Consider the following 23,791-nt stretch of genomic DNA (forward strand, 5'->3'; position numbering starts at 1 on the left):
TATGAGGGGAGCCGCTGATAGGTCAGTTCTCGACGTCCTGGGCGATGTCGGCCACGACGGGCACGATCATCGGACGACGGTGCAGCTTGCGCGAAACCCAGCTGCCCAGCGTGCGACGCATGATCTGCTGCAGCTGGTGGGTGTTCTTGGTGCCGCGGATCATGGCGTCCTCGAGGTTCTCCACGATCTGGGAGCGTACCTGCTCGAATTCGCTTTCGTCCTCGGCCACGGCGTTGAGGTAGATCTTCGGACCGGAGACGACCTCGGAGGTTTCGGTGTCGACCACCACGAAGCTGGAGACGAAGCCCTCGGTACCGAGGATGCGACGCTTTTCCAGCTCCTCGTCGGTCAGCTCGCCGACCGAATCGCCGTCCACGTACACGTAGTTGCACGGCACGGAACCGACGATCGCGGCCTGACCGTGGTAGAGGTCGACCACGTCGCCGTCCTCGGCGAGCACCACGTTCTTCGGGTCCACGCCGGTCTTCACGGCCAGCAGGCCGTTGGCCACGAGGTGACGGTTCTCGCCGTGGATCGGCATGGCGCACTTGGGCTTGACAATGTTGTACATATACAGCAGTTCGCCCTCGTTGCAGTGGCCGGAGACGTGGACGGCCGCGTTGTCGCGGTTCACCACGCGGGCGCCGAGCTGCACGAGCTTGTTGATCACCTTGTACACGCCATGCTCGTTGCCGGGGATCAGCGAGCTGGCCAGAATCACCGTGTCGAACTCGTTGACCTTGATGTACGGATGGTTGCCGTCGGCGATGCGGCCCAGCGCGGCCATCGGCTCGCCCTGGGAACCGGTGCACATGAACACGAGCTTGTCGTCCTGCACGTCGTCGGCCTGCTTCATGTCGATCACGGTGTCCTCGGGAATGTGGAGGTATCCCAGATCGGAGGCGATGCCCATGTTGCGCACCATGGAACGGCCGACGAACACCACCTTGCGGCCGTACTTGTGGGCGGCGTCCACCACCTGCTGCACTCGGTGCACATGGCTGGAGAAGCTGGCCACGATGATCTTGCGGCTGGCTTCGGCGAACACGCGGTCGAGCGCCGGGCCGATCGAGGTTTCGGGCTTGACGAAGCCGGGCACCTCGGCGTTGGTGGAATCCATCATGAGCAGGTCCACGCCGCGTTCGCCGAGCTTGCCGAACTCCACCAGATCGGTGATCTTATGGTCGAGCGGCAGCTGGTCGAGCTTGATGTCGCCGGTGTCGATCAGACTGCCGGCCGGGGTCTGCACGAACACGGCGAGGGCGTCGGGGATCGAGTGGGTGACGGTGACGAACTCCAGGTTGAACGGACCGACCTTGAGCTTGTCGCGCCCTTCGACCTGCACCTTCGTGGGGTTGAGGTGGTGCTCCTTGCACTTGGCGTCCACGAAGCCCAGCGTGAGCTTGGAACCGATCAGCGGAATGTCGGGACGCAGCTTGAGCAGGTACGGCACGCCGCCGATGTGGTCTTCGTGACCGTGGGTGAGCACCAGCGCCTCGACCTTGTCGAGACGGTCCTTGATGTAGTTGAAATCAGGCAGGATCAGATCGACGCCCGGCTGCTCCTCCTCGGGGAAGAGCACGCCGCAGTCGATGAGCAGCAGGTGACCGTTGTATTCGATCACGTTTATGTTGCGGCCGATCTCGCCGAGACCGCCCAGCGGGGTGATGCGCATCGAGCCCTTGCGGTACTTCGGGGGCGTTACGAGGCGCTTTTCGGTGGTGTTCTGGGCGTTGCCGTTCGCGCCACGACGCTGGCCGCCACGACGTCCGCCACGGGAATTGCGCGTGTTTCGCTTGCTGTTGTTCTTCTTGTCGTTAACCATTCTTTTCGTTGTTTCTTATTTCTGTGCCCCTGCCTTTGCAGGGACGACGATTGATGGGCGTCGGCCGGGGTCGCACGGAATCGCGGGGTCGCAGGAGTCCCGCCGTCTACAGGAGTCCCGCCGCACGCATGCCGGCTTCGGCCTTGGCGATCTGTTCGGCGTTCGGGCCGATGTTGGGCAGGCGCATCGTGGTGTCGGGAATGTACCCTTTGACCTTGCATGCGGCCTTGGCCATCACCGCCTGATAGCCGTCGCCGTTGAGGGAGTGCACCAGCGGGGCGAGCCGGTTGGCGAGACGTCGCGCGGTGGCGATGTCGCCGGTGTTGAACGCATCCACCAGCTGACGCATCGGGGAACTGGCCACATGGGCGATCACCGAGATGATGCCCACGGCACCGATGGAGAGGAACGGCAGGAACAGGCCGTCGTCGCCCGAATACCAGGCGAGTCCGGTGCGCTGCTGCTTCTCCACCGCCGCGGCGAGATCGCCGGTGGCGTCCTTGACTGCCTTGACGTGATCGAGTTCGGCGAGTCGATCGTAGGTTTCGACCTTCACCTTGAGTCCGGTGCGACCCGGTACGTCATAGACGATGATCGGCTTTTCGGCCACCTCGTTCACGGCCTTATAGTGGCCGACGATGCCGTCCTGGCTTGGACGGGAGTAGTACGGCATGACGACGAGCACCGCGTCGGCGCCCGCCTCCTGCGTCTGTTCCACCATGCGGACGGTGTGGGCGGTGTCGTTGGATCCGGCGCCGGAGATCACCGGCACGTCCACGACCTCCTTGACGGCTTTGACCAGCGCCACCTTCTCGTCCATGTGGGTCACCGGGGATTCTCCCGTGGTGCCGTTGACGACCAGACCGTCCGCCCCATCGGCCACCAGATGCCGTGCCAGCGTCTGCGCGGCCTCGTAGTCCACGCGGCCATCGGCGGTCATCGGCGTAACCATAGCGGGAAGGATGCGCCCGAACGGGGCGGGGTCAAGAAGATGCATTTCACCGTCACTCATAGTGTTCAACTTAGTTACCGCCGCAGACGAGCGCCGAGCGAGCCGATGATTCCTTCCGCATGACGAACACGTCCGGAGCCACGGGGCCGGTTACGCGTGCGGCATCCGACCACACAGCGACGTCAGACCACACAGCGACGTACGACCACACAGCGACGTCAGACCACCCTCAGACTGCCTCCGGCAGTCAGCTCCCGCCAGCGAGAGCGAAAACTACCGCGCAACCACAATCCGTCCCCGCCGGCGGGGGCTGGCTCGCCAAAGGCGAGACCGGGGGTGGTCCGACAGCGGGAGCGGAATAACGCGTGCGTCGTCAAGGCACGGCGGACGAAGGCGTATCGCATACGTCGAGCCCGCCGTAACGCCGACGACGCTCCGTTATTCCCTGACTACAGGTCGAGGAAGGTGTCGAGACCGATAGTCAGCCCCGGATGCAGCCCCACCTTGCGCACCGCGAGCAGTACGCCGGGCATGAAGGAGCCGCGGTCGAAGCAGTCGGAGCGGATGGAGAGCTGTTCGCCGGGGTTGCCAAGCAGTATCTCTTCGTGGGCGTTGAGCCCGCGGAGGCGGACGGCGTGGACGTGGATGCCGTCGACGACCTGGCCGCGTGAGCCTCCGTCGGTTTGGGTGGCGTCGGGGACGGGGCCGAGGCCGGCGGCACGGCGTGCGTCGGCGATGGTGTGTGCGGTGTGGATGGCGGTGCCGCTGGGGGCGTCGACCTTGTTGGGGTGGTGCAGTTCCACGACTTCGGCGGATTCGAAGTATTTGGCGGCGAGACCGGCGAAATAATCGGCCAGTACGGCGGAGATCGCGAAGTTGGGGGCGATGAACACGGCCTGGTCGGCATGCGGGGCCTTGGCGAGCGCGGCCCGTACCTGGTCGAGTTTTTCGTCGGTCCAGCCGGTGGTGCCGACGACCACGTTCACGCCTTGGGCGATCAGTGTCAGTACGTTGTCGAGCGATACGCCGGGTACGGTGAACTCCACCGCCACGTCGGTGTTTTCCGGCGTGATGGTGGTCAGATCGTCGCCGGCGTCCAAGGCCAACGCCAGTCGCGTGTCCGCTGCGCCGTTGACCGCGTCGACCACATGCGATCCCATGCGTCCTTTGGCGCCGACCACCGATACTCTGATACCGTTCGTTGTGATACCGTCTGCCATATCCGCTCCTTGATTACTCGTATTGTCTATTCGTACTGTCTATTCGTATTGTCCGTTGCGTTCGCTGCGGTATCCGTTCACCGTATGCCGATCGATGTCGGTTCGACGACGAATACCGGCGCATGGTTCAATCCGTCATCCAACCTACCGCACGCCATGCATCATGTACCGTGCATCATACGGCTGTTGTTCTTCCTCCGCATGTTCTTCCACGCAAACGATCCCGACATGATTCGGATGGCATTGAGCACGGATGTTGAAGAGGAATGTCCGGCGACCTATCGTGAAGGTATGACTCAATCCGCGGCCAAGAACATCGGACCTATCCACGAGCATGGCGCCAACGTGCTCTACCAGCATGGCACATTGGCCCAGCTGGTTCCCGGACTGTTGGAGGGCACCACCACCATCGGCGAACTGCTGTCCCATGGGGACACCGGCATCGGCACCGGAGAGGGGCTTGACGGCGAGCTGATCATGCTCGACGGCGTGGCGTACAAGATCGGAGCGAGCGGCCGCGCCGAAGTGGTTCCCGACGATTTCACGCTGCCGTTCGCGAGCGTGCATCACGCCGCGTTCCAGTATCAGTGCGAACGGACCGATATCGGCTTGGAGGATCTCAACCGCAGGATCGTCGCGGCCAACGGCCGGGCGAACACGTTCTTCTCCGTCATTGTGCGCGGGACGTTCAGTTTCATCAAGACCCGCGCGGTGATCAAGCAGCAGGCCCCCTACCCAACGTTGGAGCAGGTGGCCGACCGGCAGGCCATGTTTCTCGGCCACGATGTGAGGGGCACGATGCTCGGCTATTTCTCGCCGGTGATGTTCAACGGCGCGGCCGTGGCCGGTTTCCATGAGCATTTTCTGTCCGACGACCATTCGATCGGCGGTCATGTGCTCGACGCGGTGTTGGAGCGCGGAGACATATTGAGTCAGGTGTTCGATACGCTGGTGCAGCATCTGCCGGTGGACAACCCTGAATACCGAAGCCATGATTTTTCGAACGATCCGATCGCCGAGGCCATCGCCAAGGCGGAGTGACCGGTCGACTCCGCTGTAATTGGCGCGGTAATTGGTCAAAACCACATATAAGGAACCCTGAAACCGGTCCTTAATGAGCTGAATGACCAAGTAGAGGGTCTGTGAACTGCGCCCCATATGACGTTGCCCCGCCGCTGGGGACAGGCGGCAGGGCAACCATTCAAGGTTCGATCCTCATCGGGATCGATGGATCAGCTGCGATCGCACGGATCAGCGCTGGGAGGCCTCCTCGATGGCGCTGGCACCTTCGCGGGCCACACGACGGGCGTGGCCTTCGGCCTGGGAGACGCCGTAGTAGGCGGCGATGGCGATGTCCTTCATGTCCTCGATCATCGGAATGCGCGGGTTGGCGGGGGTGCACTGATCCTCGTAGGCGCGCATGCCGATCTGATCGAGCACGCTCCAGAAGTAGTCCTCATCAACGCCGGCGGCCTGGAAGGACCTGTCCATGCCGAGCTTGTTGTCGCGGTAGTCCTCGACGGCTCGGGCCAGATTCTCGACGCCCTCCTCCGGAGTGCGGCCGGGGTCGATGCCGAGGTTGCGGGCGATGTCCTGATAGCGCTGCGGGGCGACGTACTTGTTGTACTTCGGCCAGCTGGTCGGCTCGTCCGGAAGCTGACCGTTGTAGCGGATCACGTACGGCAGCAGGATGGAGTTGGTACGTCCGTGGGCGATGTGGCACAGTGCGCCGATGGTGTGGGCCATGCCGTGGCACATGCCGAGGAACGCGGAGCCGAAGGCCATGCCGGCCATGGTGGCGGCGTTGTGCATCTTCTCCTGGGCGGCCGGGTTCGCGGCGCCTTCCTTCACGGAGGTTTCGAGGTTCTCCCAGATCAGCTTGGCGGCGTGCAGCGCCATGCCGTCGGTGAAGTCGTTCGCATACACGGAGACGTAGGCCTCGAAGGAGTGGGTCAGCGCGTCGAAGCCGGAGTCGGAGGCCAGCTTGCGCGGCTGGGTGCGGGCGAGCACCGGATCGACGATGGCCACGGACGGGGTGAGCGCATAGTCGGTGATCGGGTACTTGTAGCCGGTCTTGTGATCGGTGATCACGGCGAACGGCGTGACTTCGGAGCCGGTGCCGGAGGAGGTCGGCACGCACACCAGATGGGCCTTCTTGCCGAGGGCGGGCAGTTTGAACGCGCGCTTGCGGATGTCGAAGAACTTCTCGCGGATGTCGGAGAACTCGATTTCCGGGTGCTCGTAGAGCAGCCACATGATCTTCGCGGCATCCATCGGGGAGCCGCCGCCGATGGCGATGATGGTGTCAGGCTGGAATTCGTCGCGCATCATCGCGGCGCCGCGCTGCACGGTCTCCACCGAGGGCTCCGGCTCCACGTAGTCGATGATGCGGTAGTCCACATGGTTCGGACGCAGGCGCAGCTGCTGGATGGCCTTCTCCACGATGCCGAGGTCAAGCATCACCTTGTCGCACACGAACACGACGCGGTTGACGCCGGCCATGTCGCGCAGGTACTTGATGGCGTTCGGCTCGAAGTAGGTCTTGGCCGGGATCTTGAACCACTGCATGTTGTTGTTCCTCCGAGCAACGCGCTTGATGTTGATGAGGTTGACGGCCTGGACGTTGCCGGAAATCGAATTGCCGCCGTAGGAGCCGCAGCCAAGGGTGAGCGACGGGGCGATGGCGTTGTAGATGTCGCCGATGCCGCCGAGGGAGCTCGGCTGGTTCCAGATGATGCGGCAGGCGTGCATGCGGGTTCCGTACTCGTCGACCAGATCCTCGTCGTTGGTGTGGATGGCGGCGGTGTGGCCGGCACCGTGCAGCAGCATCTTCTCGCACATCTCGAAGGCCTGCTCCTGATCATCGGCCTTGAGGAAGGCCTGCACCGGGGCGAGCTTCTCCATGGTCAGCGGCTCCATTTCGCCGACCTCCTTGCATTCCGCGGCGAGGATGGTGGCGTCTTCGGGGATCTCGAAGCCGGCGGCCCTGGCAAGGAACTGAGGAGACTTGCCCGGCACCACGGAGTTGAGCTTGGTCTTCTGGCCTTCGTGATCGTAGGCGGTGACGCCGAACATGTACTGTTCGAGCTTGGCCTTCTCCTCGGCGTTGACGAAGTAGGCCTTGCGCTTCTTCATCTCGGCGATCAGCGGAGCGTAGACGTCCTTGTGGGCGATGACGGCCTGCTCGGTGGCGCAGATCATGCCGTAGTCGAAGTGCTTGGAGAGCACCAGATCGTTGGCGGTGCGCACGATGTCGGCGTCGGGGGCCACGTAGGCGGGGGCGTTGCCGGCGCCCACACCGAGGGCGGGCTTGCCGGAGGTGTATGCGGCGTGCACCATGCCGGGACCGCCGGTGGCGAGGATGGTGGCCACGCCGGGGTGCTTCATCAGGGCGCCGGTGGCGTCGATGGAGGGGTGTTCGATCCACTGGATGCAGTTGGCGGGGGCGCCGGCCTTGACGGCGGCGTCACGCACGATGCGTGCGGCTTCGACGGAGCACTTCTGGGCGCCGGGGTGGAAGCCGAAGACGATCGGGCAACGGGTCTTCAGTGCGATCAGCGACTTGAAGATGGCGGTGGAGGTGGGGTTGGTGACGGGGGTGACGCCGGCGACCACGCCGACCGGCTCCGCGATTTCGGTGATGCCTTCGACGTCGTCCTCGCGGATGATGCCGACCGTGCGCTGCTTGGCGAGGTGGTTGGTGATGTGCTCACAGGCGAAGATGTTCTTGGTGGCCTTGTCTTCGACCAGCCCTCGGCCGGTCTCCTCGACGGCCAGCTTGGCGAGCACGAGGTGCTTGTTCAGCGCCGCGACGGAAGCCTTGGCCACGATGTGGTCGACCTGCTCCTGATTGAGCTTCTCGAACTCGTCGAGAGCGACCAGCGCCTTCTTGACCAGATTGTCGACTTCCTGCTCGGCGGGGTTCACCTCGGGAACCACGGACTCCACGGGAGCCTTCTCCTCAGCCGTCTTCTTGGCTTCGACCACAGTGTCCTCCTTGGGATCGGTCCAAATCTTTCGGTTCGGTATCCGTTTGCCGTGGTGCGCCATGCGCGTCCGACACGGATCTGCATTGTCTTTTGTGATATCGCATCGTTCTTGATGTGACCTTGATCACAATAACGCACATGCCAATTCTTGGCAAAACCAGACACGATCTTTTATAAAAGTCTTTTTCAAAAGTGATCCGAAGCCGTCCGGCAACACGCATGGATCCCGTGCAAGCACACCCTCAGCCGGGGTCGTTCGCATCCCTGCATGACAAAAAGAGGATAATGGGGCTATGGAACGAACGACTTTGCATCGATACGCGACCCGCCCCGGACTGTTCCTCACTGACGATGGCGGTGCCGATGCCGTCGTATGGTCCGAAACCGCCGACCAGATATGGCTCTCGGTCATCGAACCCATCGATGAGCCCAGCGCCTTCTACACCAACGCCACCCGACTGCCGAAGAAATCCGCCATGCCGTTCGATCAGCAGATCGACATCTATCCCGTCTGCTCCCGCATCGTCGAGGATCAGTACTGCCGGGAGACCCTGTTCAAGATGGAGGGCCCCAACTACGGCATGTGGTACGTCCATCTGCCGAAGGCATGGGACGGCATGCGCTACGGATACCGGGCCTCGGGCGCCTGGGATCCCCGTCGCGGCGTACAGTTCAACCCCTACAAGATCCTGCTCGACCCGTATGCCAAGGGCATCGACGGCACGATGGAGATCTGTCCGGAAGCATTCTCCTACCAGTGCGACATCCGCAACGGCGAAGTCATCGGCGACCCGTATGGCGCGATGAGCGAGCTGGATTCGCTGGGACACATGCCGCTTTCGGTGGTCGTCGACGACCGCGACAAGCACAAGCACGAGGGAGATCCGGAACACCCGCACGTTCCGTGGAGCAAAACCGTGATCTACGAACTGCACGTCAAAGGCTTCACCAAGAACGCACCGTGGATGCCCGAGGAGCTTCGCGGCACCTACGCCGGTCTCGCCCACCCCACCACCATCGCCTACCTGCAGAATCTCGGCATCACCACCGTCGAACTGCTGCCGATCTTCGCCAGTCAGACCGAAGTGGGCATCGCCCAGCGAGGCAAAACCAACTACTGGGGATACTCCACGCTGGGATACTTCTCGCTGAATCCGCAGTACGCCACCGAACGGGCACGCCGACTCGGACCCAGCGCCGTGCGTCAGGAAGTGATCGACATGGTACGCGCCCTGCACGCCGGAGGCATCGAAGTGCTGCTCGACGTGGTGTACAACCACACCTGCGAGGGTGACATCAAAGGCCCCACCGTCTGCTGGCGCGGCCTGGATTCGGTGAGCTACTACCGCCGCAGATCAGACAACCCCGGGACGCTGATCGACACGACCGGCTGCGGCAACTCCCTCGACTTCACCAACACCCGCGTGATCGAGTACGCCGTGGATTCGCTGCGATACTGGGGCAAACGTATCGGCGTCGACGGTTTCCGCTTCGATCTCGGCGTCACGCTGGCCCGATTGGAAGGCACGTTCAGCAAGCATCATCCGTTCCTGTACGCGCTGCGCAGCGATCTGATGCTCGGCAATCTCAAACTCATCATGGAACCGTGGGATCTCGGCGAAGGCGGGTGGCGCACCGGACAGTTCGGCATCCCGTTCGCCGAATGGAACGATCGATTCCGCGACACCTCCCGAAAGTTCTGGCTCACCGACGTGGACAGTCAACGCCGCGGACACGGCAACGAGATCGGCATGCAGGAAATGGCCACCCGACTGTGCGGATCGGCCGATCTCTATGCCACGGACCCGGGCCGCGGAGCCGTAAGCTCCATCAATTTCATCTCCTGCCACGACGGTTTCACCATGACCGATCTGACCCGGTACAGCCACAAGCACAACGAGGCGAACGGCGAAGAGAACCGTGACGGCACGGATATGAACCATTCGGTGAACTTCGGCGTGGAAGGGCCGAGCGCCGACAGACAAATCGAACGGACTCGCGAACGAGCCGCACTGAACCTGTTCGGCATGCTGCTGATGAGCCTCGGCACCCCGATGATTCTGGCCGGCGACGAGTTCCGCAACACCCAGGACGGCAACAACAACGCCTACTGTCAGGACAACGACATCAACTGGCTGAAGTGGGATTGGCTGTTCACCAAGGAGAAGACGCCCGAAATGAGGAGGCTGGAGGCGGTCACCGATCTGATCGCTCTGAGGAAGTCCATCGACCTGTATCATCATGAGGATTTCTTCACCCTGCTGTCGATGCTGGGGCTGATGAAACCGTCGAGCCGTGTGCAGTGGATCCTGCCGGACGGTTCCGCTCCCGCTGAACATGATTGGTTCGACAAGTCAGTGAGGGCGTTCGCCATGCGACTGCTTTCCAAGGTGGATGAGGACGTGCTGATCGTGATCAACGGCACCGACGACGACCGAACGTTCGTGCTGCCCGACGACACCTCGTGGAAGATGCTATGGAGTTCGGCCTCGCTTGACAACGAAGGACCGGTACGATTCGACGATCTCAATGATTTCGATGAGGTGAAGGCCGACGAGCTTGCGGAGGAGCAGCAGTTCAACGACGCCTCGCAGGGATTCACCGCCGAGGATCTCGCCTTCATGGATCGGACGGCGGCCGAAGCGGCCAGCAGGGCGGAGAAACGCGGCGACGCGACGACTTCACGAAACGATCTGTTCACCAAGCATCGTCAGTGGATTCGACGGAACGACCAGCTCACATCGGCGTGGAGTGGTGGCGGCACGACAGCCGAAGGCCCGCAGATGCAGACGCAGGCGACGACCATGAACGCCGCTTCTGCCGAACACGGGACCGGTACCGAGGACGAGCTGGCCGACAGGAGGCACAATGATCCGTGGCTGATTTCCGAACTGAGCATCAATCTGTTCAAGCAGCAACGTTCATGACTGCGCAGGTCTGCACGATAACAGAAACCCCCTCCGCCTCGTAGGAGACGGAGGGGGTTTCGTATACGCCGAAATGCAGCGACCGAGTCTTAACGCTTGGAGAACTGCGGGGCGCGACGTGCCTTGTGCAGACCGGCCTTCTTGCGTTCCACCGCACGGGCGTCACGAGTCAGGAATCCGGCCTTCTTCAGGGTGGCGCGGTTGGCGTCGCGATCGATGGCGTTCAGAGCGCGGGCCACGCCGAGACGGATGGCACCGGCCTGACCGGTGGTGCCGCCGCCGTCGACGAGCACGATGACGTCGAACTTGCCTTCGAGCTTCAGCAGAACGATCGGGGAGTTGACCTCACGCTGCTGGATCTTGCCCGGGAAGAACTCCTCCAGGGTGCGACCATTGATCGTCCACTTGCCGGTGCCCGGAACCAGACGAACGCGAGCGACGGCTTCCTTACGACGACCGGTGCCATAACCCGGAGCGATCGCGGAAGTACCGGTGCCAGCGCCGGCGTTGGTTTCGGAAGTGTACTGGGTGAGCTCCTCTTCGGTCTCCTGGACCGCGGAGTTTTCGATGTTTTCAGCCATTGCCTTTTCTCCTTTCGGTCCTATTACTTAGCCTGCTGAGAGACCTGGGTGATCTCGTAGGGAACGGGCTTCTGCGGGGTGTGCGGGTGCTCGGTGCCGGCGAAGACGCGCAGGCGGGTGAGCTGCACCTTGGACAGACGGTTCTTCGGCATCATGCCCTTCACTGCGGCGCGAATGATGCGGGCCGGATCCTTCTCCAGCAGTTCGGCGTAGGAATCGGCGCGCAGACCGCCCGGGAAGCCGGAGTGCTGGTAGAGGTTCTTGCCGAGCTTGTTGCCGGAAATGGCGATCTTCTCGGCGTTCACGATGACGACGAAGTTACCGCCATCGGCGTGAGGAGCGAACGTCGGCTTGTTCTTGCCGCGCAGCAGGTTCGCAGTAACGGTGGCGAGACGGCCAAGGACCACGTCGGAGGCGTCGATGACGTACCACTCGTGGCTCAGATCGTTAGGCTTCGGTGAGAAAGTTTTCACGATATACCTTTTCTTTACTATTGTGTTCCGGGCAATTCAGGTTGGTTAGGCCCGTTTTGCCTCATTATCCGTGGGCTCCCTGAAAGTCCTAATGGCGAGTGGGACAGCGCTTTTAAGGACCCCTCTAGGGAAACACAACAATCCACTAGCATACCGCGTTTTGTCGTAACGTCAAAACAAACATCATGATGCGACACGCCGATGATTTTCGGGCGATTCGGGCCCTCCATCCCCGGTGCCGCCAGCCCCGTCATCCACCGATCCATCAATCGAGCCACCAACGATCTGCTCGTAGAGCCGTTCCAATCGTGATCGCCTGTCTCTCTTCCCCAGTTCGCACTCCCACACGACGATCACGCGCCATCCCATCGCCTGCAGCTGCCGATGCTGGGCCTCGTCACGTTCGCGGTTGCGCATCAGCTTCGCCGTCCAGAACTCCACGTTGGATTTCGGCATCGTATGCCTGGCGCATCCCTCATGCATATGCCAGAAGCATCCGTTCACGAACACCACGGCATGCCATTTCGGCAGCACCACATCGGGATGCCCGGGATACCGTCGATCGTTCTTGCGGAATCGCAGCCCGCGTGAGAACAGATACCGCCGGACCATCACCTCGATCGACGTATCCTTGCCGCGAATGCGGGACATCGTATAGCTACGAGTCCCGCGTTCGAAACGGCTTGGGGATTCCGGGGATTTCGATCTTCCGGTTCGACTCACTTCTCGCCGCGCATGACGGCGGCCAGCGACCTCACCCGCGGATTGTCGAACAGACCGTCCAGCGATACCGCGCGCCCCTCACCATCGGCCAGAGGAATACGCCAGTTCGGATATTCGTTGTTGGTGCCGGGCTGGTTCTGTGTGCGCCGCTCCCCTACACCATCGGTGATCGTGGCGCACAGCAGCTTCGACGGCGAGGCGCACAGCGCCCGATGCATGCCTTCGATGAGATCCTGCTCATGCTCCGACTCGTTGTTCATCCAACCGCGTTTGATCCATCCGCCATCGGCCAGCATGGACAGCAGCGCATTGTGCTCGCGCTGCGCGTCGGCGAGGAACTCCTCGTAGCTGCCGGTCAGCAGATCAAGATCATGACGCAGCTTCACATGCACGTAGTTGAGATATCCGGCGGTGGGCGGAATATCGTGCGTGGTGACGGAAGCCAACGTGAGCGGACGCCAATCCTGCGGCTTACGGAACTTGCCTTCCCGCTGCTCGAACCATTCGATCGCGCAGCCGAGCAAACCGTGTTCGGCCAGCGACTTGGCCATGTAATCGGGCACCACACCCAGATCCTCGCCCACGACCACACCGTGGGCGCGCTTGGCTTCAAGCGCCAGGATACCCATCATCACCGCGGAATCATAGGTCACGTAGGCACCGTTCTTCGCGCCACGGCCCTTGGGGATCCACCACAGGCGGAACAGGCCGATGGCATGGTCGATGCGCACGCCGCCCGCATGGGAGAACATGCCGTGCACGATGTCTCGATAGGCCTTGTAGCCGGTGGCGGCCAGATAATTCGGGTTCAGCGGCGGCTGGCTCCAATCCTGCCCCTGCTGATTGTAGAAGTCCGGCGGAGCCCCCACCGTGGCCCCATAGGCGAATCGTTCGGGGTTCCACCACACGTCGGAGCCCAGCGGATGCACGCCGACGGCCATGTCGGCCATCAGACCGATCTGCATGCCGGCGTCACGCGCAGTCTGCTGCGCGTCGTCCAACTGCTCGTCGGCAATCCACTCCATCCACCGATAGAAGTCAAGCGTTTCGGGATACTGATCGCGCAGCTGCTTGATCTCATCGGAATCGCGGTTGAACCTGCGCACCCACGAATTCGGGTCGTCGCTCGGCGCGCCCCACTTGTCGTAGGCCAGACACCAGGTGGCGTATCCTTCCAGATCCGGGCCGGCGTGCTTCTTGAACTCGTCGAACGCACGCTGCCTCTCCTCGGTGCGACCGGCCTTGAAGATGGTCCACAGCGCCGGCATCTTCGCATTCCACATCGCATCGCGATCGAGCCGTTCGGCGTTGTCGTTCAGCGCGCTGACGGAATCGTGCAGTTTGCGGATCCGAGCCTTGTCGTCGTCGGAAAGCCGATCGTATTCGGCGATCCGCTCGGGGCTGATGTACGTGAAGTTCACGAATCGACGAGAGATCGGCAGATACGGCGAGGGGGTGAGCGGCGTGCAGGGTTCGGCGGCATGCACCGGATTGATCAGCACGAAGTCGGAACCCGTCTTCTCCTTGGATTCGCGCAACAGGGTCTTGAGATCGGCGAAGTCGCCGATGCCCCACGAACGGGACGATCTGACCGAGTAGAACTGAGCCATCCACCCCCACAGGTGGCCGTTCTTCATCGGATCAAGCAGCTCCACCTTCGCCGGAGCGCTGATCAGCGTGGCCGATTCGGTGCGGTTGTTCACCGTCACATGCAGCGTGTGATACCCCAGAGGCACATCGGCGGGAATCACGATGGCCGAGTTCACGATGAACCGGTCATCGAGCGGCTGCGCCATCGCGCCATCCCCGGCCACTCTCGGAAGATCCCCCTCGTAGCGGCTGCCGTTCTCAAGCTCCAGGGTGGCCTTCGGCAGATCGAACACCCCATGGTTCACCTTCACGCGGCTTTCCTGACCTGCGATATGCAGAATGGTTGGGGGAATCAGACGTTCCAGCTTGCTTCGCGCGTCCTTGCGCAGTTCGGATTCCACGGATTGCTCGTTGGAGGCATCGACGCCCAGACTGGCCAGTACATCGATCAGGACGTCATCATCGATCTCGATGTACTCTCCCTGCTGGCCGATATAACTTGTGGCAACACCTTTGGCCTTCGCCAGCGCAATAAGCGGGCGGGAAAGGCGTTCCTCGGATTCTTCTCGCTTTTCCATGGTTTCAGCTTAACCCCGAAACCCACCGACGCACCGACTGACATACCCAAAGTCGCCCGGGAACCATCAAAACCGACAATTTCGCAATCATCGTTCACCGACCATCAAGACTCAGTTCAGCATCGAGCCCCACCGGGGCGATATGAGTTCGGTGGGAAAGCAGACGCGTCGCACGATCACCGTTCCGAAAGAGGCCGTCTCACACGATCGACCGTTTCATGCGGCTATTCGGCCGCAGACCGACGTTTCTCCACGGCATGTCGCACCTGAATATCCGAATCCTGAGACAGCCGATCGATCGTCTCCTCGCTGGCGCTCGGGTTCAATGCCACGGCTCGGCGGATCATGGCGGTGAGCACGGCAGGGCCGGGCTGATCCTCGGACGCGCCGAATCGAGAGAGATAATCCAGCGTGGCGGCATCGTTGCGCTCGTCCTGAGCCCCCTCCATACGCATCTTCCACGACGTGCGGGGATTGGTCAGTGCGGCTGCCCTCACTTCAAGCACATCGTCCTTGGTGAGACGGCCGACCAGCCAGTTCTTGTCGTCGGTGTTCCGAGCCACGGCCTTGCGCACCGACACCTCGGGATCGACGCTGAGCTTGACGAGGATGTTCGGGAACGGCATGTTCTCGGCCAGATACAGTCGATCGGCCACCGACGTATGCAGATTACCCGCCACGGCCTCCAGCAATGCCGTGGCTCTCGAAAACGCCGCGGCATCACCGCGATCGGGCAGGGGACGTCGCGCGAACTCCCCCAGTTCCTTCGGGTCCGTGGAATGACGTAGCCGCTCATAGGAGGCGGTCAGCGTCTCATGGGTCTCAGCCTCATGGGACTCAGCAGGTTCGGCATCGGTCTGCGCAGCTACGGTCTCGGCGTCAGCGGTTTCGGTCATGCGCTACAGCATAGTCGGCGGTAGCGCCCAGTATCTTGCACACTTTGCTTTTCGCCCGCTCCGAACGTCGAAGAACGAACCGGCCACGCGTGTGCCTGCAGAAAACCACCCAAACAATTGCAATCCCCGAAGGAGTAGCCGTTTTCGACTATCAAAGCCTCGAAGCCTGAAAACAATAGCCAATTACTAAAACCTCAAACTTTACGCCATCGTGTATTGCATATATTTCAACACCGTCAGATCCACCGGCCGCACGTCCATGACCTCGTCCGCCGCATCCACGACATCCAGGACCGGCTCGAGGACATGGCCGCCCCACGCACCGCGCGGCTGGCCAGACGCGCGGGCCCGGACATGGCATACTCGAACAAGACGCTCGCCCGGATCACGGGCGTCGAACCACAAGACAACGAAACCCAACCAGCCGACAAGGACCAGGATTTCGCGCTCACCCCAAGTGAGGCACCACTCCGGATTACGCGCTCACTTTCAAATGAGGCGCCTCACATCAACGACATCATTGCGAAATTTGCCCCCGGTGCTCAAGCAAAGAAATCCGGCGTCAAAGGGATTGAAAGGATAAAACATGTCCATGACCGCGATCAATGAGGGATACAACCTGTTCGTCCCGCTGGACTCACAAGGGGAACGGGATATGCAGTACGCGGATTTCAGCACCGAGCACTGCGCGACGTTCGAGCTGCGGAGAACCGAATATGAAGCGCTCAACCCGTTATGGAATGCCTATAACTTCGCATTCCGAATCATCATCGACGAATACGAGAACGAGGAGCTTCCCGCCAAATACGTAGGCACCGCGCTGACCATGGCGCAGACCGCGCTGGAGAAATGCGAGGACGACATCGAGCGCAACGGCCTCGACACCCTGATCAAGGCGCTGCGGCTCGCGCAAGAGCACCACACGTTCATGGAAGTGGTGTTTTGATGCACATATACAAAGGGCACAATCCGAAGGAGGTCTGGTACCAGTATGTGACGGACAACACTGACGATCCCCGCCGCAATGGCGGGGAGAACGCTCCCAAGTGCGTCCACGCATCGAGCGAAACCAAGGTGTCCGATCCAGCCATCGGCGATTCCATGTTCGGGGAACCCTACAACCTATGGGATGCCGAACGGGGCATCACCATCCGCCGCATCAGCGCCACATGGCTGGACACTCACGCCAGCACCGAACAGAAGTTGCGCAATGTTCTCTCCGAAGCGCGGTCCACGCATGTGGACGAGCTTGTCATCCACGACGACCGTCCGCGATGCGACAATCCGGCGTATCGGTCGTTCTCGCGGCGCTCGCTCGACGCATTCCGCTCGATGTTCGAACGATCGGGGATCGCATGCCGCCTCGTGTGACGTCGTCGCCATAGTCGGATCCATCGGCGGCTCCGCAGGCCGACCGATCGGCAATCGGCCGGCCTGCGGAATCAGTCGGGCACGGGACGGTTCATACTGCCGACGGTCTCCACGGATACCGTGGCGTTGAAGGTCTCGACCACCCGTCGTTCGAAATCGTCGGCCTGAATTTCGGGAATCGAGAATCCGGCGGTGATGCGATCGGTGAACTGTTCGTCATCCACCGTACCGTTCGCCGCCGAGATCAACTGCCGCATCATGGCAAGCTGCGCGTAGTCAAACGTGCTTGTCATGCACCGGCACGGCACGATAAGAGCACCCTTCGCGGCCTTCACCGCCAGCGAGGCCGCGCTGGAGTAGGCGCGGATCAGCCCACCCGAACCAAGCAGAATCCCGCCGAAATATCGGGTCACGGTCACAACGCAATCGGTGAGTTCGGATTGTCGAAGCACGTCAAGAATCGGCTTGCCCGCCGTTCCCGAAGGCTCGCCGTCATCGCTCATCCGCTCCCCCAGCTGTCCGTCCGCGCCTCCCCATACCGCGGCGTAGGCCACATGACGGGCCTTGGGATGCAGATCCCGGATGGACTGCACGAAATCCAGGGCCTCCTGACCGGATTCGATGTGACAGGCATCGCCGATGAATTCCGATTTCTTCTCGATCAGCGAATCATGGGCCGGATCGGCAGCGGAGTTGAGCAGGGTGCGCATGGAACGGCATTCCTTCGAAGGTTCGGGATCAGGGATTCGGTTTCAGGACAACGATACCAGCGGGATTTGCGGGCAATCGCATTCACGGACGATCACACCACGACGTTGTACGATTCGCCACGCAGAAACGCCACCGCCGCGCGCACGTTCTGCTCGACGATACCCGCGAACGCCTCCGGCGTCTTCCACGCCACATGAGGGGTCATCACCACGTTGTCGAACGAGCGCAGCGGAGCGTCAGGCGGCAGCGGTTCCGGTGCGAATACGTCCACGCCGGCGGTGATGTCTCCCTTTGACAATCGCCGTTCCAAGGCGCCGGGAGCGATCAGTTCGGCGCGGGCCGTGTTGATCAGCATGGCGCCCGGCCTGAGCAGATTGAGCTGATCGTCGCCGATCATGCCTTCGGTGGCCTCGTTGAGCGCCAGATGCAGACTCACAACGTCGGCCCGGGCGAACACGTCGTCGATGCTCGACGCGGCCGAGGCCCCCAGTTCGGCGAGCGCGGTCTCATCGGGGTGGCGGGACCAGACGATCACCGGCATGCCCAATCCGCGGGCCATCTGGGCCACCCGGCGACCGATGCCACCGAAACCGATCAGGCCGAGCGTGCGATGGGTGAGCTCGTCGATGTCACTGATCGGCCAATGATCCGGTCGCATACGGGCGTTCAGCGCGCCCACACGGTGGGTGAGTTCGAACATCAGGGCGATGGCGTGCTCGGCCACGGCGTTGTCACCATAGTGCACGGCGTTGCACACGCTGATGCCGAGTCGTCTGGTCTGGGCGAGATCCACGAAACTGGCCACGCCGGTGCCGCCGAAGGTGATGCATCGCACCGTGCTCGACACGCGATCCATCAGATCATGCGAAAAGTGGATGCCGGTGGAGATCACCACGCTGGCTCCCGCCATACGGGATGCCAGCACGTTCTCGTCGGTTTCGAGATCGTCGTGCATGATCACGCGAGCCAGCGAGTCGAAGGCGTCGAGCCGCGAGGCGAACATCGGCACCATCGCGGGGAAGCAGATGGGAATCGACACCAACGGAAGATCCGAACGCTCGGCGTTTCTGGTAATCACGGTCATGACCCCAAGCATAGCCATGAGACCCGCCCATCGAGCCCGAAGCCGGCCGGCGATCCTCGGGCGTGGCGAGCTTACGCGCATCCCGAAAATTCGCTATCGTAAGGAACGGAGACGGGCGGACAACGGCGTACCTCCGTCCCCGCTTTACACGTTTGCCACGTCGTGCTCTCGGGCCCATACCCACCGGGCTCGGCCCCATGCCCACCGGAAACCATACGACCGGTTCACGCCACACGCCGCCATCTCGGCATACCATATGAGCATCGCCTCGTCCGCTTCCGAAACGAAAGGACCGATCATGCGCACGACCATTCTCTCCGAGGCCGATTTCTGGACCATCCACGACCCGGAGATCCTCAACGACTCCTTCGCCCGCATCGTCGCGGTGGTGCTCGACACCCGCAAGGACCGACTCCCCGAGGACAATCCCTCCGCACGGCACGACTGCCAGGCCATCGCCGACGAATTCATCGAACGGACGAACGAGATCCTCGCAGACAGCCCGTTCCGCTACGAGCCGCGCAAGGGCGTCACCTACGAATTCGACCATGAGCCGGACGCCGCCGACATCGAACGGGCTAACCAGGAGCTGAGCGACACCTACGAGGCCCGGATCGTCGATCTGTTCTGGGGTCTGGTGCCGAAGCACGCACGCTGATCGCGAGAGTCCCACCACTCGCACGCCCGCCGCGCGCCTGCCGCACACCCGGCGCATGGCGGGCGACAGTCACTGCCCGCCGCCCGCCGCATCCGATTCCGTTGGGCCACGTCGTTGCCCGACACCGTCACCCAACGATGACATGTCGTTAACACACGGCATGGCTATCCTTGGTACGAACCAAATCGGAAAGGGGGAATCCATGGTTTCCAGAACACCGTATGTGTTCAACATCCAGCATTTTTCCACGCATGACGGGCCGGGCATCCGCACCACCATCTTCTTCAAAGGATGCCCGCTGCGATGCCAATGGTGCCATAATCCCGAAAGCCAACTATTCGAGCCGGAGGTCATGACCCAGAACGATGGGAGAAAGGAACTCGTCGGCAAGCAATACACCATCGACGAGCTGATGACCGACGTGATGAAGGATCACATGATCTACGACCAGTCCGGCGGCGGAGTCACACTCTCCGGCGGCGAGGTGCTGGCCATGGACCGCGACTACATCATGGAGCTCGCCCGGCGACTCGACGAACAGGAGGTCAGCATCGGCATCGACACCTGCGGGGTCGCCGCCACCCGCACCGTCGAGCAGATCTGCGACTACGCCGACTTCTTCCTGTACGACCTGAAGTTCATCGACGACGATCTGCATCGCCGATACACCGGCGGCTCCAACCATCTGGTGCTGAAGAACCTGCAGGTGCTGGCCGCGAACAACGCCCGCATCTTCCTGAGGCTCATCATGCTGCCCGGCATCAACACCGGCAAGGACATGATCGAACGGACGATGCTGTGGCTACGCACCAACAACATTCCCGTCGAACAGGTGGATATTCTGCCGTATCACAAATACGGCATGGACAAGTATGCAAAGCTCGGACGTGAGGCCATCTACTTCGAAGTGCCCGAAGACGAGCAGATGCAGGAAATCAAAACCGAAATCGAAAAGTTCTACGACAACGTGACCATCGGCGGATGACCGGCGGTCATGAGACAATCAACCATGTTGCGGGCCTGTTACGCCGACCGCGACACGCATAACACGACGGCGTTACGATGGTCGCAATACCACGCAATCGGAGGGAGGCATGGCGATGAACGATTTCACGATCGACGGTCGTATCGCGCATGATTCGCCGCTCTCCGCGTCCGCCCGCATTCCCGGCCCGACGGCGAACGGCTGCACGTACTCCCGCAAACGCAGTCAGGGACATCCCGGCGCACGCAGCGGCGCGGAAACCATCGTCAAATAATCCGGTCCTGCGCACGCATCGAAGCGTGCGATTCCACCGTTGCCCGCCGAAGCCGACCGCTATCGGGGATGATCCTTACGCGCCGATCATCCACCAGTGACGATCTCCGCCCGCGCGGAGTGTTCGATTCCACCGGTGCGGACCGTTCTTCACTACGGATCATCAGGATACCGATCGCTTGGCTACGAATACCTCAGCTACGAAACGCCCACCCATCACCTCATCAGCCGGCCGATACCGACAACTTCCCATCAAAGAGAAGTCCGTAAGGCGAAGCTTGGGTGGCATTGCTTGCAATCCACAATCCAAACCCACAACATCAACCAACAATCAAGGGGAATCACCTATGACCACCGCAACCATCACGCCGGTAGACACCACCACCGGCATCAACTGGGACGAAAAGCGCGGCTCCACCATGCGCACCAAGCGTCTGCGCGAGCTGAGCGAGACCACGCACCCGAGCATTTCGCTGGAGCGCGCGCTCATCGAAACCGAGGTGTACAAGCAGTACGAAGGCAAGGTGCCCACGCCGGTGCTGCGCGGCATCTTCTTCAAGACGCTGATGGAGAAGCGCACGCTGTATCTGGGCGACGACGAGCTGATCGTCGGCGAGAAGGGCGTGGGCCCGCAGTCCGCGCCGACCTTCCCCGAACTGTGCTGCCACAGCCTTGAGGATCTCGACAACATGAACAACCGCGAGCATGTCTCCTTCTCGGTGACCGAGGAGCAGAAGGAGATCCAGCGCGACGTGATCATCCCGTTCTGGCAGGATCGCGCCTCGATGACCAAGATGATGAACATGCTGCCCGAGGAGTGGCATCTGCTGTTCGAAGGCGGCATGTACACCGAGTTCATGGCCCAGCGCGGCCCGGGCCACACCGTGGCCGACGGCAAGATCTACAAGTCCGGCTATGCGGACTTCATGAAGCGGATCGACGACGAGCTCGCCGCCATCGACTACAACAACGACATGGACGCCGAGCACAAGCAGTCCGAGCTGCAGGCCATGCATCTGGTGTGCGAGGGCATGATCATCCTCGGCCGGCGCTACGCCGCCCTGGCACGCGAGAAGGCAGCCGAATGCGACGATCCGGTGCGCCGCGAGGAGCTCGAACAACTCGCCGAGGTGTGCGACCGCGTGCCGGCCCATGCGCCGCGCACGTTCCGCGAGGCGATCCAGATGTACTGGTTCACCCACATCGGCGTCACCTCGGAGATGAACAACTGGGACGCCTACTCCCCCGGCAAGTTCGACCAGCACCTCGAGCCGTTCTACAACCGTGAGGTGGCCGCCGGCACGCTCACCCGTGAACAGGCCCGCGAATACCTGGAGTGCCTGTGGGTGAAGTTCAACAACCAGCCCGCCCCGCCGAAGGTGGGCATCACGCTGAAGGAATCCGCCACCTACACCGACTTCTGCAACTTCAACACCGGCGCACTGCGTCCGGATGGCACCTGCGGCGTAAGCGACGTGAGCTACCTGATCCTCGAGGTCATGGACGAGATGAAGCTGCTGCAGCCGAGCTCGAACGTGCAGATCAGCCGCAAGACCCCGGAGCACTTCCTGCACGAGGCCGTGAAGATCAGCCGCAAGGGCTGGGGCCAGCCGGCGTTCTACAACTCCGACGCCATCATCCAGGAGCTGCTGAACATGGGCAAGTCGCTCGACGACGCCCGCGAGGCCGGCATCGCCTCCGGCTGCGTGGAGACCGGCACCGCCGGCAAGGAGGCCTATGTGCTCACCGGCTACCTGAACGTGCCGAAGATCCTCGAACTGGTGATGTACCGCGGCTTCGACCACTACACCAACAGGAAGATCGGCCTCGACTGCGGCGACCCGCGCGACTTCACGAGCTTCGACGAGCTCTATGCCGCGTTCGAGAGGGAGCTGAAGTACGTCACCGACATCAAGGTGGCCGGCAACAACCTCATCGAGCGTCTGTTCATGGACACGCTGCCCGTGCCGCTGCTGTCGGTGATCACCGACGACTGCATCGCCAAGGCCAAGGACTACAACTGCGGTGGCGCCCGCTACAACACAAGCTACATCCAGTGCGTGGGCATGGGCACCGTCACCGACTCGCTCACCGTGTTCAAGAAGCAGGTCTTCGAAGACAAGCGCTTCTCCATGGACGAGGTGCTCGCCGCTTGCGAGGCCGACTTCAAGGGTTACGACGACATGTTCGACCAGGTGTTCAACCACACTCCGAAGTACGGCAACGACGACGACTACGCCGACGACGTGCTGCGCGATGTCTCCGAATCCCTGCAGAAGATCGTGGCGGGCCGCCCGACCCCGAAGGGCTCCAAGACCATCGTGGAGTTCCTGCCGACCACCTGCCATGTGTACTTCGGCCAGACGATGCTCGCCTCCCCGAACGGACGACACGAGCACATCGCCCTGCCCGACGGCATCGCACCGGAGAAGGGCGCGGACGTCAACGGCCCGACCGCCGTGATCCGCTCCGCCGCGAAGATGGACCAGCTCAAGACCGGTGGCGCGCTGCTCAACCAGAAGTTCACGCCGCAGGTGGTGGCCGGCAAGAAGGGCATTCTCGGCATGAGCGCCCTGATCCGCAGCTACTTCGCGATGGACGGCCATCACATCCAGTTCAACGTGATCGACCGCGCCACGCTGATCGACGCGCAGAAGCATCCGGAGCAGTACAAGGATCTCATCGTCCGCGTGGCCGGATACTCCGACTACTTCAACAATCTGGACAAGGCCCTGCAGGACGAGATCATCGCCCGCACCGAGCAGACCCTGTACTGAGTTCCAGTCATAAGGGGATGACTGACCGTTCTTCATCCGGCCAGTCATCCCCTTACTTGGTCAACCCGTTCACAAAGAGCCCGAAAAATGGCTATTCATGAATCGATTGACCAAGTAAAGGGATGGCCGAACCCTTGCGAACGAGCATCGGCTGCGACGAACGTCCGGAGCAACTCAA

20 protein-coding genes are annotated in these 23,791 nt (G+C 61.9%); 9 read left to right on the plus strand and 11 right to left on the minus strand.

Annotated elements, in window-relative coordinates:
* Window positions 1-22: 22 nt before the first annotated feature.
* The 3 genes from Uis1B_RS02135 to dapB all read right to left on the minus strand — a co-directional run bounded on the left by Uis1B_RS02135 (window position 23) and on the right by dapB (window position 3,997).
* Window positions 23-1,825 carry a ribonuclease J gene (locus tag Uis1B_RS02135; RefSeq protein WP_101615122.1) on the minus strand — a complete coding sequence of 601 codons (1,803 nt, stop codon included), beginning with the start codon at window positions 1,823-1,825 and terminating at the stop codon, window positions 23-25.
* 106 nt (window positions 1,826-1,931) lie between these two features.
* Entirely contained in the window at window positions 1,932-2,837 is a 906-nt protein-coding gene (dapA, locus tag Uis1B_RS02140; RefSeq protein ID WP_101615124.1) for a 4-hydroxy-tetrahydrodipicolinate synthase, read from the minus strand.
* A 389-nt stretch (window positions 2,838-3,226) separates the two neighbouring features.
* Window positions 3,227-3,997, minus strand: a complete 771-nt coding sequence (gene dapB / locus Uis1B_RS02145; protein ID WP_101615126.1) for a 4-hydroxy-tetrahydrodipicolinate reductase — start codon at window positions 3,995-3,997, stop codon at window positions 3,227-3,229.
* Window positions 3,998-4,288: 291 nt separating this feature from the next.
* On the opposite strand from dapB, the gene budA reads away from it, so the two are divergent.
* Window positions 4,289-5,038 carry an acetolactate decarboxylase gene (gene budA / locus Uis1B_RS02150; RefSeq protein WP_165782683.1) on the plus strand — a complete coding sequence of 250 codons (750 nt, stop codon included), beginning with the start codon at window positions 4,289-4,291 and terminating at the stop codon, window positions 5,036-5,038.
* Between the two features lie 210 nt (window positions 5,039-5,248).
* Here budA and adhE read toward each other — a convergent pair whose 3' ends face one another.
* Entirely contained in the window at window positions 5,249-7,984 is a 2,736-nt protein-coding gene (gene adhE / locus Uis1B_RS02155; protein WP_423734849.1) for a bifunctional acetaldehyde-CoA/alcohol dehydrogenase, read from the minus strand.
* A gap of 295 nt (window positions 7,985-8,279) precedes the next feature.
* On the opposite strand from adhE, the gene glgX reads away from it, so the two are divergent.
* On the plus strand, window positions 8,280-10,913 hold the full coding sequence (glgX, locus tag Uis1B_RS02160) for a glycogen debranching protein GlgX (protein WP_101615130.1): 2,634 nt from the start codon (window positions 8,280-8,282) through the stop codon (window positions 10,911-10,913).
* An 89-nt stretch (window positions 10,914-11,002) separates the two neighbouring features.
* On the opposite strand, the gene rpsI is transcribed toward glgX, so the two are convergent.
* The 5 genes from rpsI to Uis1B_RS02185 all read right to left on the minus strand — a co-directional run bounded on the left by rpsI (window position 11,003) and on the right by Uis1B_RS02185 (window position 15,754).
* Window positions 11,003-11,494 (minus strand): 30S ribosomal protein S9, encoded by a 492-nt coding sequence (rpsI, locus tag Uis1B_RS02165; RefSeq protein ID WP_101615132.1) that lies wholly within the window; start codon window positions 11,492-11,494, stop codon window positions 11,003-11,005.
* Between the two features lie 23 nt (window positions 11,495-11,517).
* On the minus strand, window positions 11,518-11,967 hold the full coding sequence (gene rplM / locus Uis1B_RS02170) for a 50S ribosomal protein L13 (protein ID WP_101615133.1): 450 nt from the start codon (window positions 11,965-11,967) through the stop codon (window positions 11,518-11,520).
* A gap of 183 nt (window positions 11,968-12,150) precedes the next feature.
* Window positions 12,151-12,618 (minus strand): very short patch repair endonuclease, encoded by a 468-nt coding sequence (locus Uis1B_RS02175; protein ID WP_101615135.1) that lies wholly within the window; start codon window positions 12,616-12,618, stop codon window positions 12,151-12,153.
* A gap of 68 nt (window positions 12,619-12,686) precedes the next feature.
* Window positions 12,687-14,858 carry a 4-alpha-glucanotransferase gene (gene malQ, locus Uis1B_RS02180; RefSeq protein WP_101615137.1) on the minus strand — a complete coding sequence of 724 codons (2,172 nt, stop codon included), beginning with the start codon at window positions 14,856-14,858 and terminating at the stop codon, window positions 12,687-12,689.
* Between the two features lie 224 nt (window positions 14,859-15,082).
* Window positions 15,083-15,754, minus strand: coding sequence for an AbrB family transcriptional regulator (locus Uis1B_RS02185; protein WP_101615140.1), 672 nt, complete (start codon window positions 15,752-15,754; stop codon window positions 15,083-15,085).
* A gap of 354 nt (window positions 15,755-16,108) precedes the next feature.
* Between Uis1B_RS02185 and Uis1B_RS12200 the strand changes: the two genes are divergently transcribed.
* From Uis1B_RS12200 to Uis1B_RS02200, 3 genes are read left to right on the plus strand one after another with little or no spacing between them, the layout of a single operon-like run.
* Entirely contained in the window at window positions 16,109-16,363 is a 255-nt protein-coding gene (locus tag Uis1B_RS12200; RefSeq protein ID WP_207763360.1) for a hypothetical protein, read from the plus strand.
* Window positions 16,341-16,700 carry a hypothetical protein gene (locus Uis1B_RS02195; protein ID WP_101615141.1) on the plus strand — a complete coding sequence of 120 codons (360 nt, stop codon included), beginning with the start codon at window positions 16,341-16,343 and terminating at the stop codon, window positions 16,698-16,700. The genes Uis1B_RS12200 and Uis1B_RS02195 overlap by 23 nt, the downstream gene beginning before the upstream one ends.
* The gene (locus Uis1B_RS02200) at window positions 16,700-17,125 is read left to right on the plus strand and encodes a hypothetical protein (protein WP_101615143.1); all 426 of its coding nucleotides are present in this window, start codon (window positions 16,700-16,702) and stop codon (window positions 17,123-17,125) included. The genes Uis1B_RS02195 and Uis1B_RS02200 overlap by 1 nt, the downstream gene beginning before the upstream one ends.
* 71 nt (window positions 17,126-17,196) lie before the next feature.
* Here Uis1B_RS02200 and Uis1B_RS02205 read toward each other — a convergent pair whose 3' ends face one another.
* Entirely contained in the window at window positions 17,197-17,835 is a 639-nt protein-coding gene (locus tag Uis1B_RS02205; RefSeq protein WP_101615144.1) for an IMPACT family protein, read from the minus strand.
* 92 nt (window positions 17,836-17,927) lie between these two features.
* Complete coding sequence (locus Uis1B_RS02210; protein WP_165782684.1) at window positions 17,928-18,920, minus strand: NAD(P)-dependent oxidoreductase; 993 nt, start codon at window positions 18,918-18,920, stop codon at window positions 17,928-17,930.
* Window positions 18,921-19,218: 298 nt separating this feature from the next.
* On the opposite strand from Uis1B_RS02210, the gene Uis1B_RS02215 reads away from it, so the two are divergent.
* The 4 genes from Uis1B_RS02215 (at window position 19,219) to hypD (ending at window position 23,613) form a co-directional block, all read left to right on the plus strand.
* Entirely contained in the window at window positions 19,219-19,578 is a 360-nt protein-coding gene (locus tag Uis1B_RS02215; protein ID WP_133124803.1) for a hypothetical protein, read from the plus strand.
* A gap of 202 nt (window positions 19,579-19,780) precedes the next feature.
* Window positions 19,781-20,563 (plus strand): glycyl-radical enzyme activating protein, encoded by a 783-nt coding sequence (locus Uis1B_RS02220; RefSeq protein ID WP_101615151.1) that lies wholly within the window; start codon window positions 19,781-19,783, stop codon window positions 20,561-20,563.
* Window positions 20,564-20,678: 115 nt separating this feature from the next.
* Entirely contained in the window at window positions 20,679-20,837 is a 159-nt protein-coding gene (locus Uis1B_RS11960; RefSeq protein ID WP_165782685.1) for a hypothetical protein, read from the plus strand.
* Window positions 20,838-21,183: 346 nt separating this feature from the next.
* Entirely contained in the window at window positions 21,184-23,613 is a 2,430-nt protein-coding gene (hypD, locus tag Uis1B_RS02225) for a trans-4-hydroxy-L-proline dehydratase (RefSeq protein WP_101615153.1), read from the plus strand.
* Window positions 23,614-23,791: the final 178 nt, after the last annotated feature.

The sequence above is a fragment of the Bifidobacterium margollesii genome (assembly GCF_002860355.1).
GTDB classification, from domain to species: Bacteria; Actinomycetota; Actinomycetes; order Actinomycetales; family Bifidobacteriaceae; genus Galliscardovia; species Galliscardovia margollesii.

What these genes read in the sequence shown, in the direction of transcription:
- Uis1B_RS02135 (WP_101615122.1), bottom strand. Translation starts at nt 1,825, where the DNA reads ATGGTTAACGACAAGAAGAACAACAGCAAGCGAAACACGCGCAATTCC.
- dapA (WP_101615124.1), bottom strand. Translation starts at nt 2,837, where the DNA reads ATGAGTGACGGTGAAATGCATCTTCTTGACCCCGCCCCGTTCGGGCGC.
- dapB (WP_101615126.1), bottom strand. Translation starts at nt 3,997, where the DNA reads ATGGCAGACGGTATCACAACGAACGGTATCAGAGTATCGGTGGTCGGC.
- budA (WP_165782683.1), top strand. Translation starts at nt 4,289, where the DNA reads ATGACTCAATCCGCGGCCAAGAACATCGGACCTATCCACGAGCATGGC.
- glgX (WP_101615130.1), top strand. Translation starts at nt 8,280, where the DNA reads ATGGAACGAACGACTTTGCATCGATACGCGACCCGCCCCGGACTGTTC.
- rpsI (WP_101615132.1), bottom strand. Translation starts at nt 11,494, where the DNA reads ATGGCTGAAAACATCGAAAACTCCGCGGTCCAGGAGACCGAAGAGGAG.
- Uis1B_RS02175 (WP_101615135.1), bottom strand. Translation starts at nt 12,618, where the DNA reads ATGTCCCGCATTCGCGGCAAGGATACGTCGATCGAGGTGATGGTCCGG.
- malQ (WP_101615137.1), bottom strand. Translation starts at nt 14,858, where the DNA reads ATGGAAAAGCGAGAAGAATCCGAGGAACGCCTTTCCCGCCCGCTTATT.
- Uis1B_RS02185 (WP_101615140.1), bottom strand. Translation starts at nt 15,754, where the DNA reads ATGACCGAAACCGCTGACGCCGAGACCGTAGCTGCGCAGACCGATGCC.
- Uis1B_RS12200 (WP_207763360.1), top strand. Translation starts at nt 16,109, where the DNA reads ATGGCATACTCGAACAAGACGCTCGCCCGGATCACGGGCGTCGAACCA.
- Uis1B_RS02195 (WP_101615141.1), top strand. Translation starts at nt 16,341, where the DNA reads ATGTCCATGACCGCGATCAATGAGGGATACAACCTGTTCGTCCCGCTG.
- Uis1B_RS02200 (WP_101615143.1), top strand. Translation starts at nt 16,700, where the DNA reads ATGCACATATACAAAGGGCACAATCCGAAGGAGGTCTGGTACCAGTAT.
- Uis1B_RS02205 (WP_101615144.1), bottom strand. Translation starts at nt 17,835, where the DNA reads ATGCGCACCCTGCTCAACTCCGCTGCCGATCCGGCCCATGATTCGCTG.
- Uis1B_RS02210 (WP_165782684.1), bottom strand. Translation starts at nt 18,920, where the DNA reads ATGACCGTGATTACCAGAAACGCCGAGCGTTCGGATCTTCCGTTGGTG.
- Uis1B_RS02215 (WP_133124803.1), top strand. Translation starts at nt 19,219, where the DNA reads ATGCGCACGACCATTCTCTCCGAGGCCGATTTCTGGACCATCCACGAC.
- Uis1B_RS02220 (WP_101615151.1), top strand. Translation starts at nt 19,781, where the DNA reads ATGGTTTCCAGAACACCGTATGTGTTCAACATCCAGCATTTTTCCACG.
- Uis1B_RS11960 (WP_165782685.1), top strand. Translation starts at nt 20,679, where the DNA reads ATGAACGATTTCACGATCGACGGTCGTATCGCGCATGATTCGCCGCTC.
- hypD (WP_101615153.1), top strand. Translation starts at nt 21,184, where the DNA reads ATGACCACCGCAACCATCACGCCGGTAGACACCACCACCGGCATCAAC.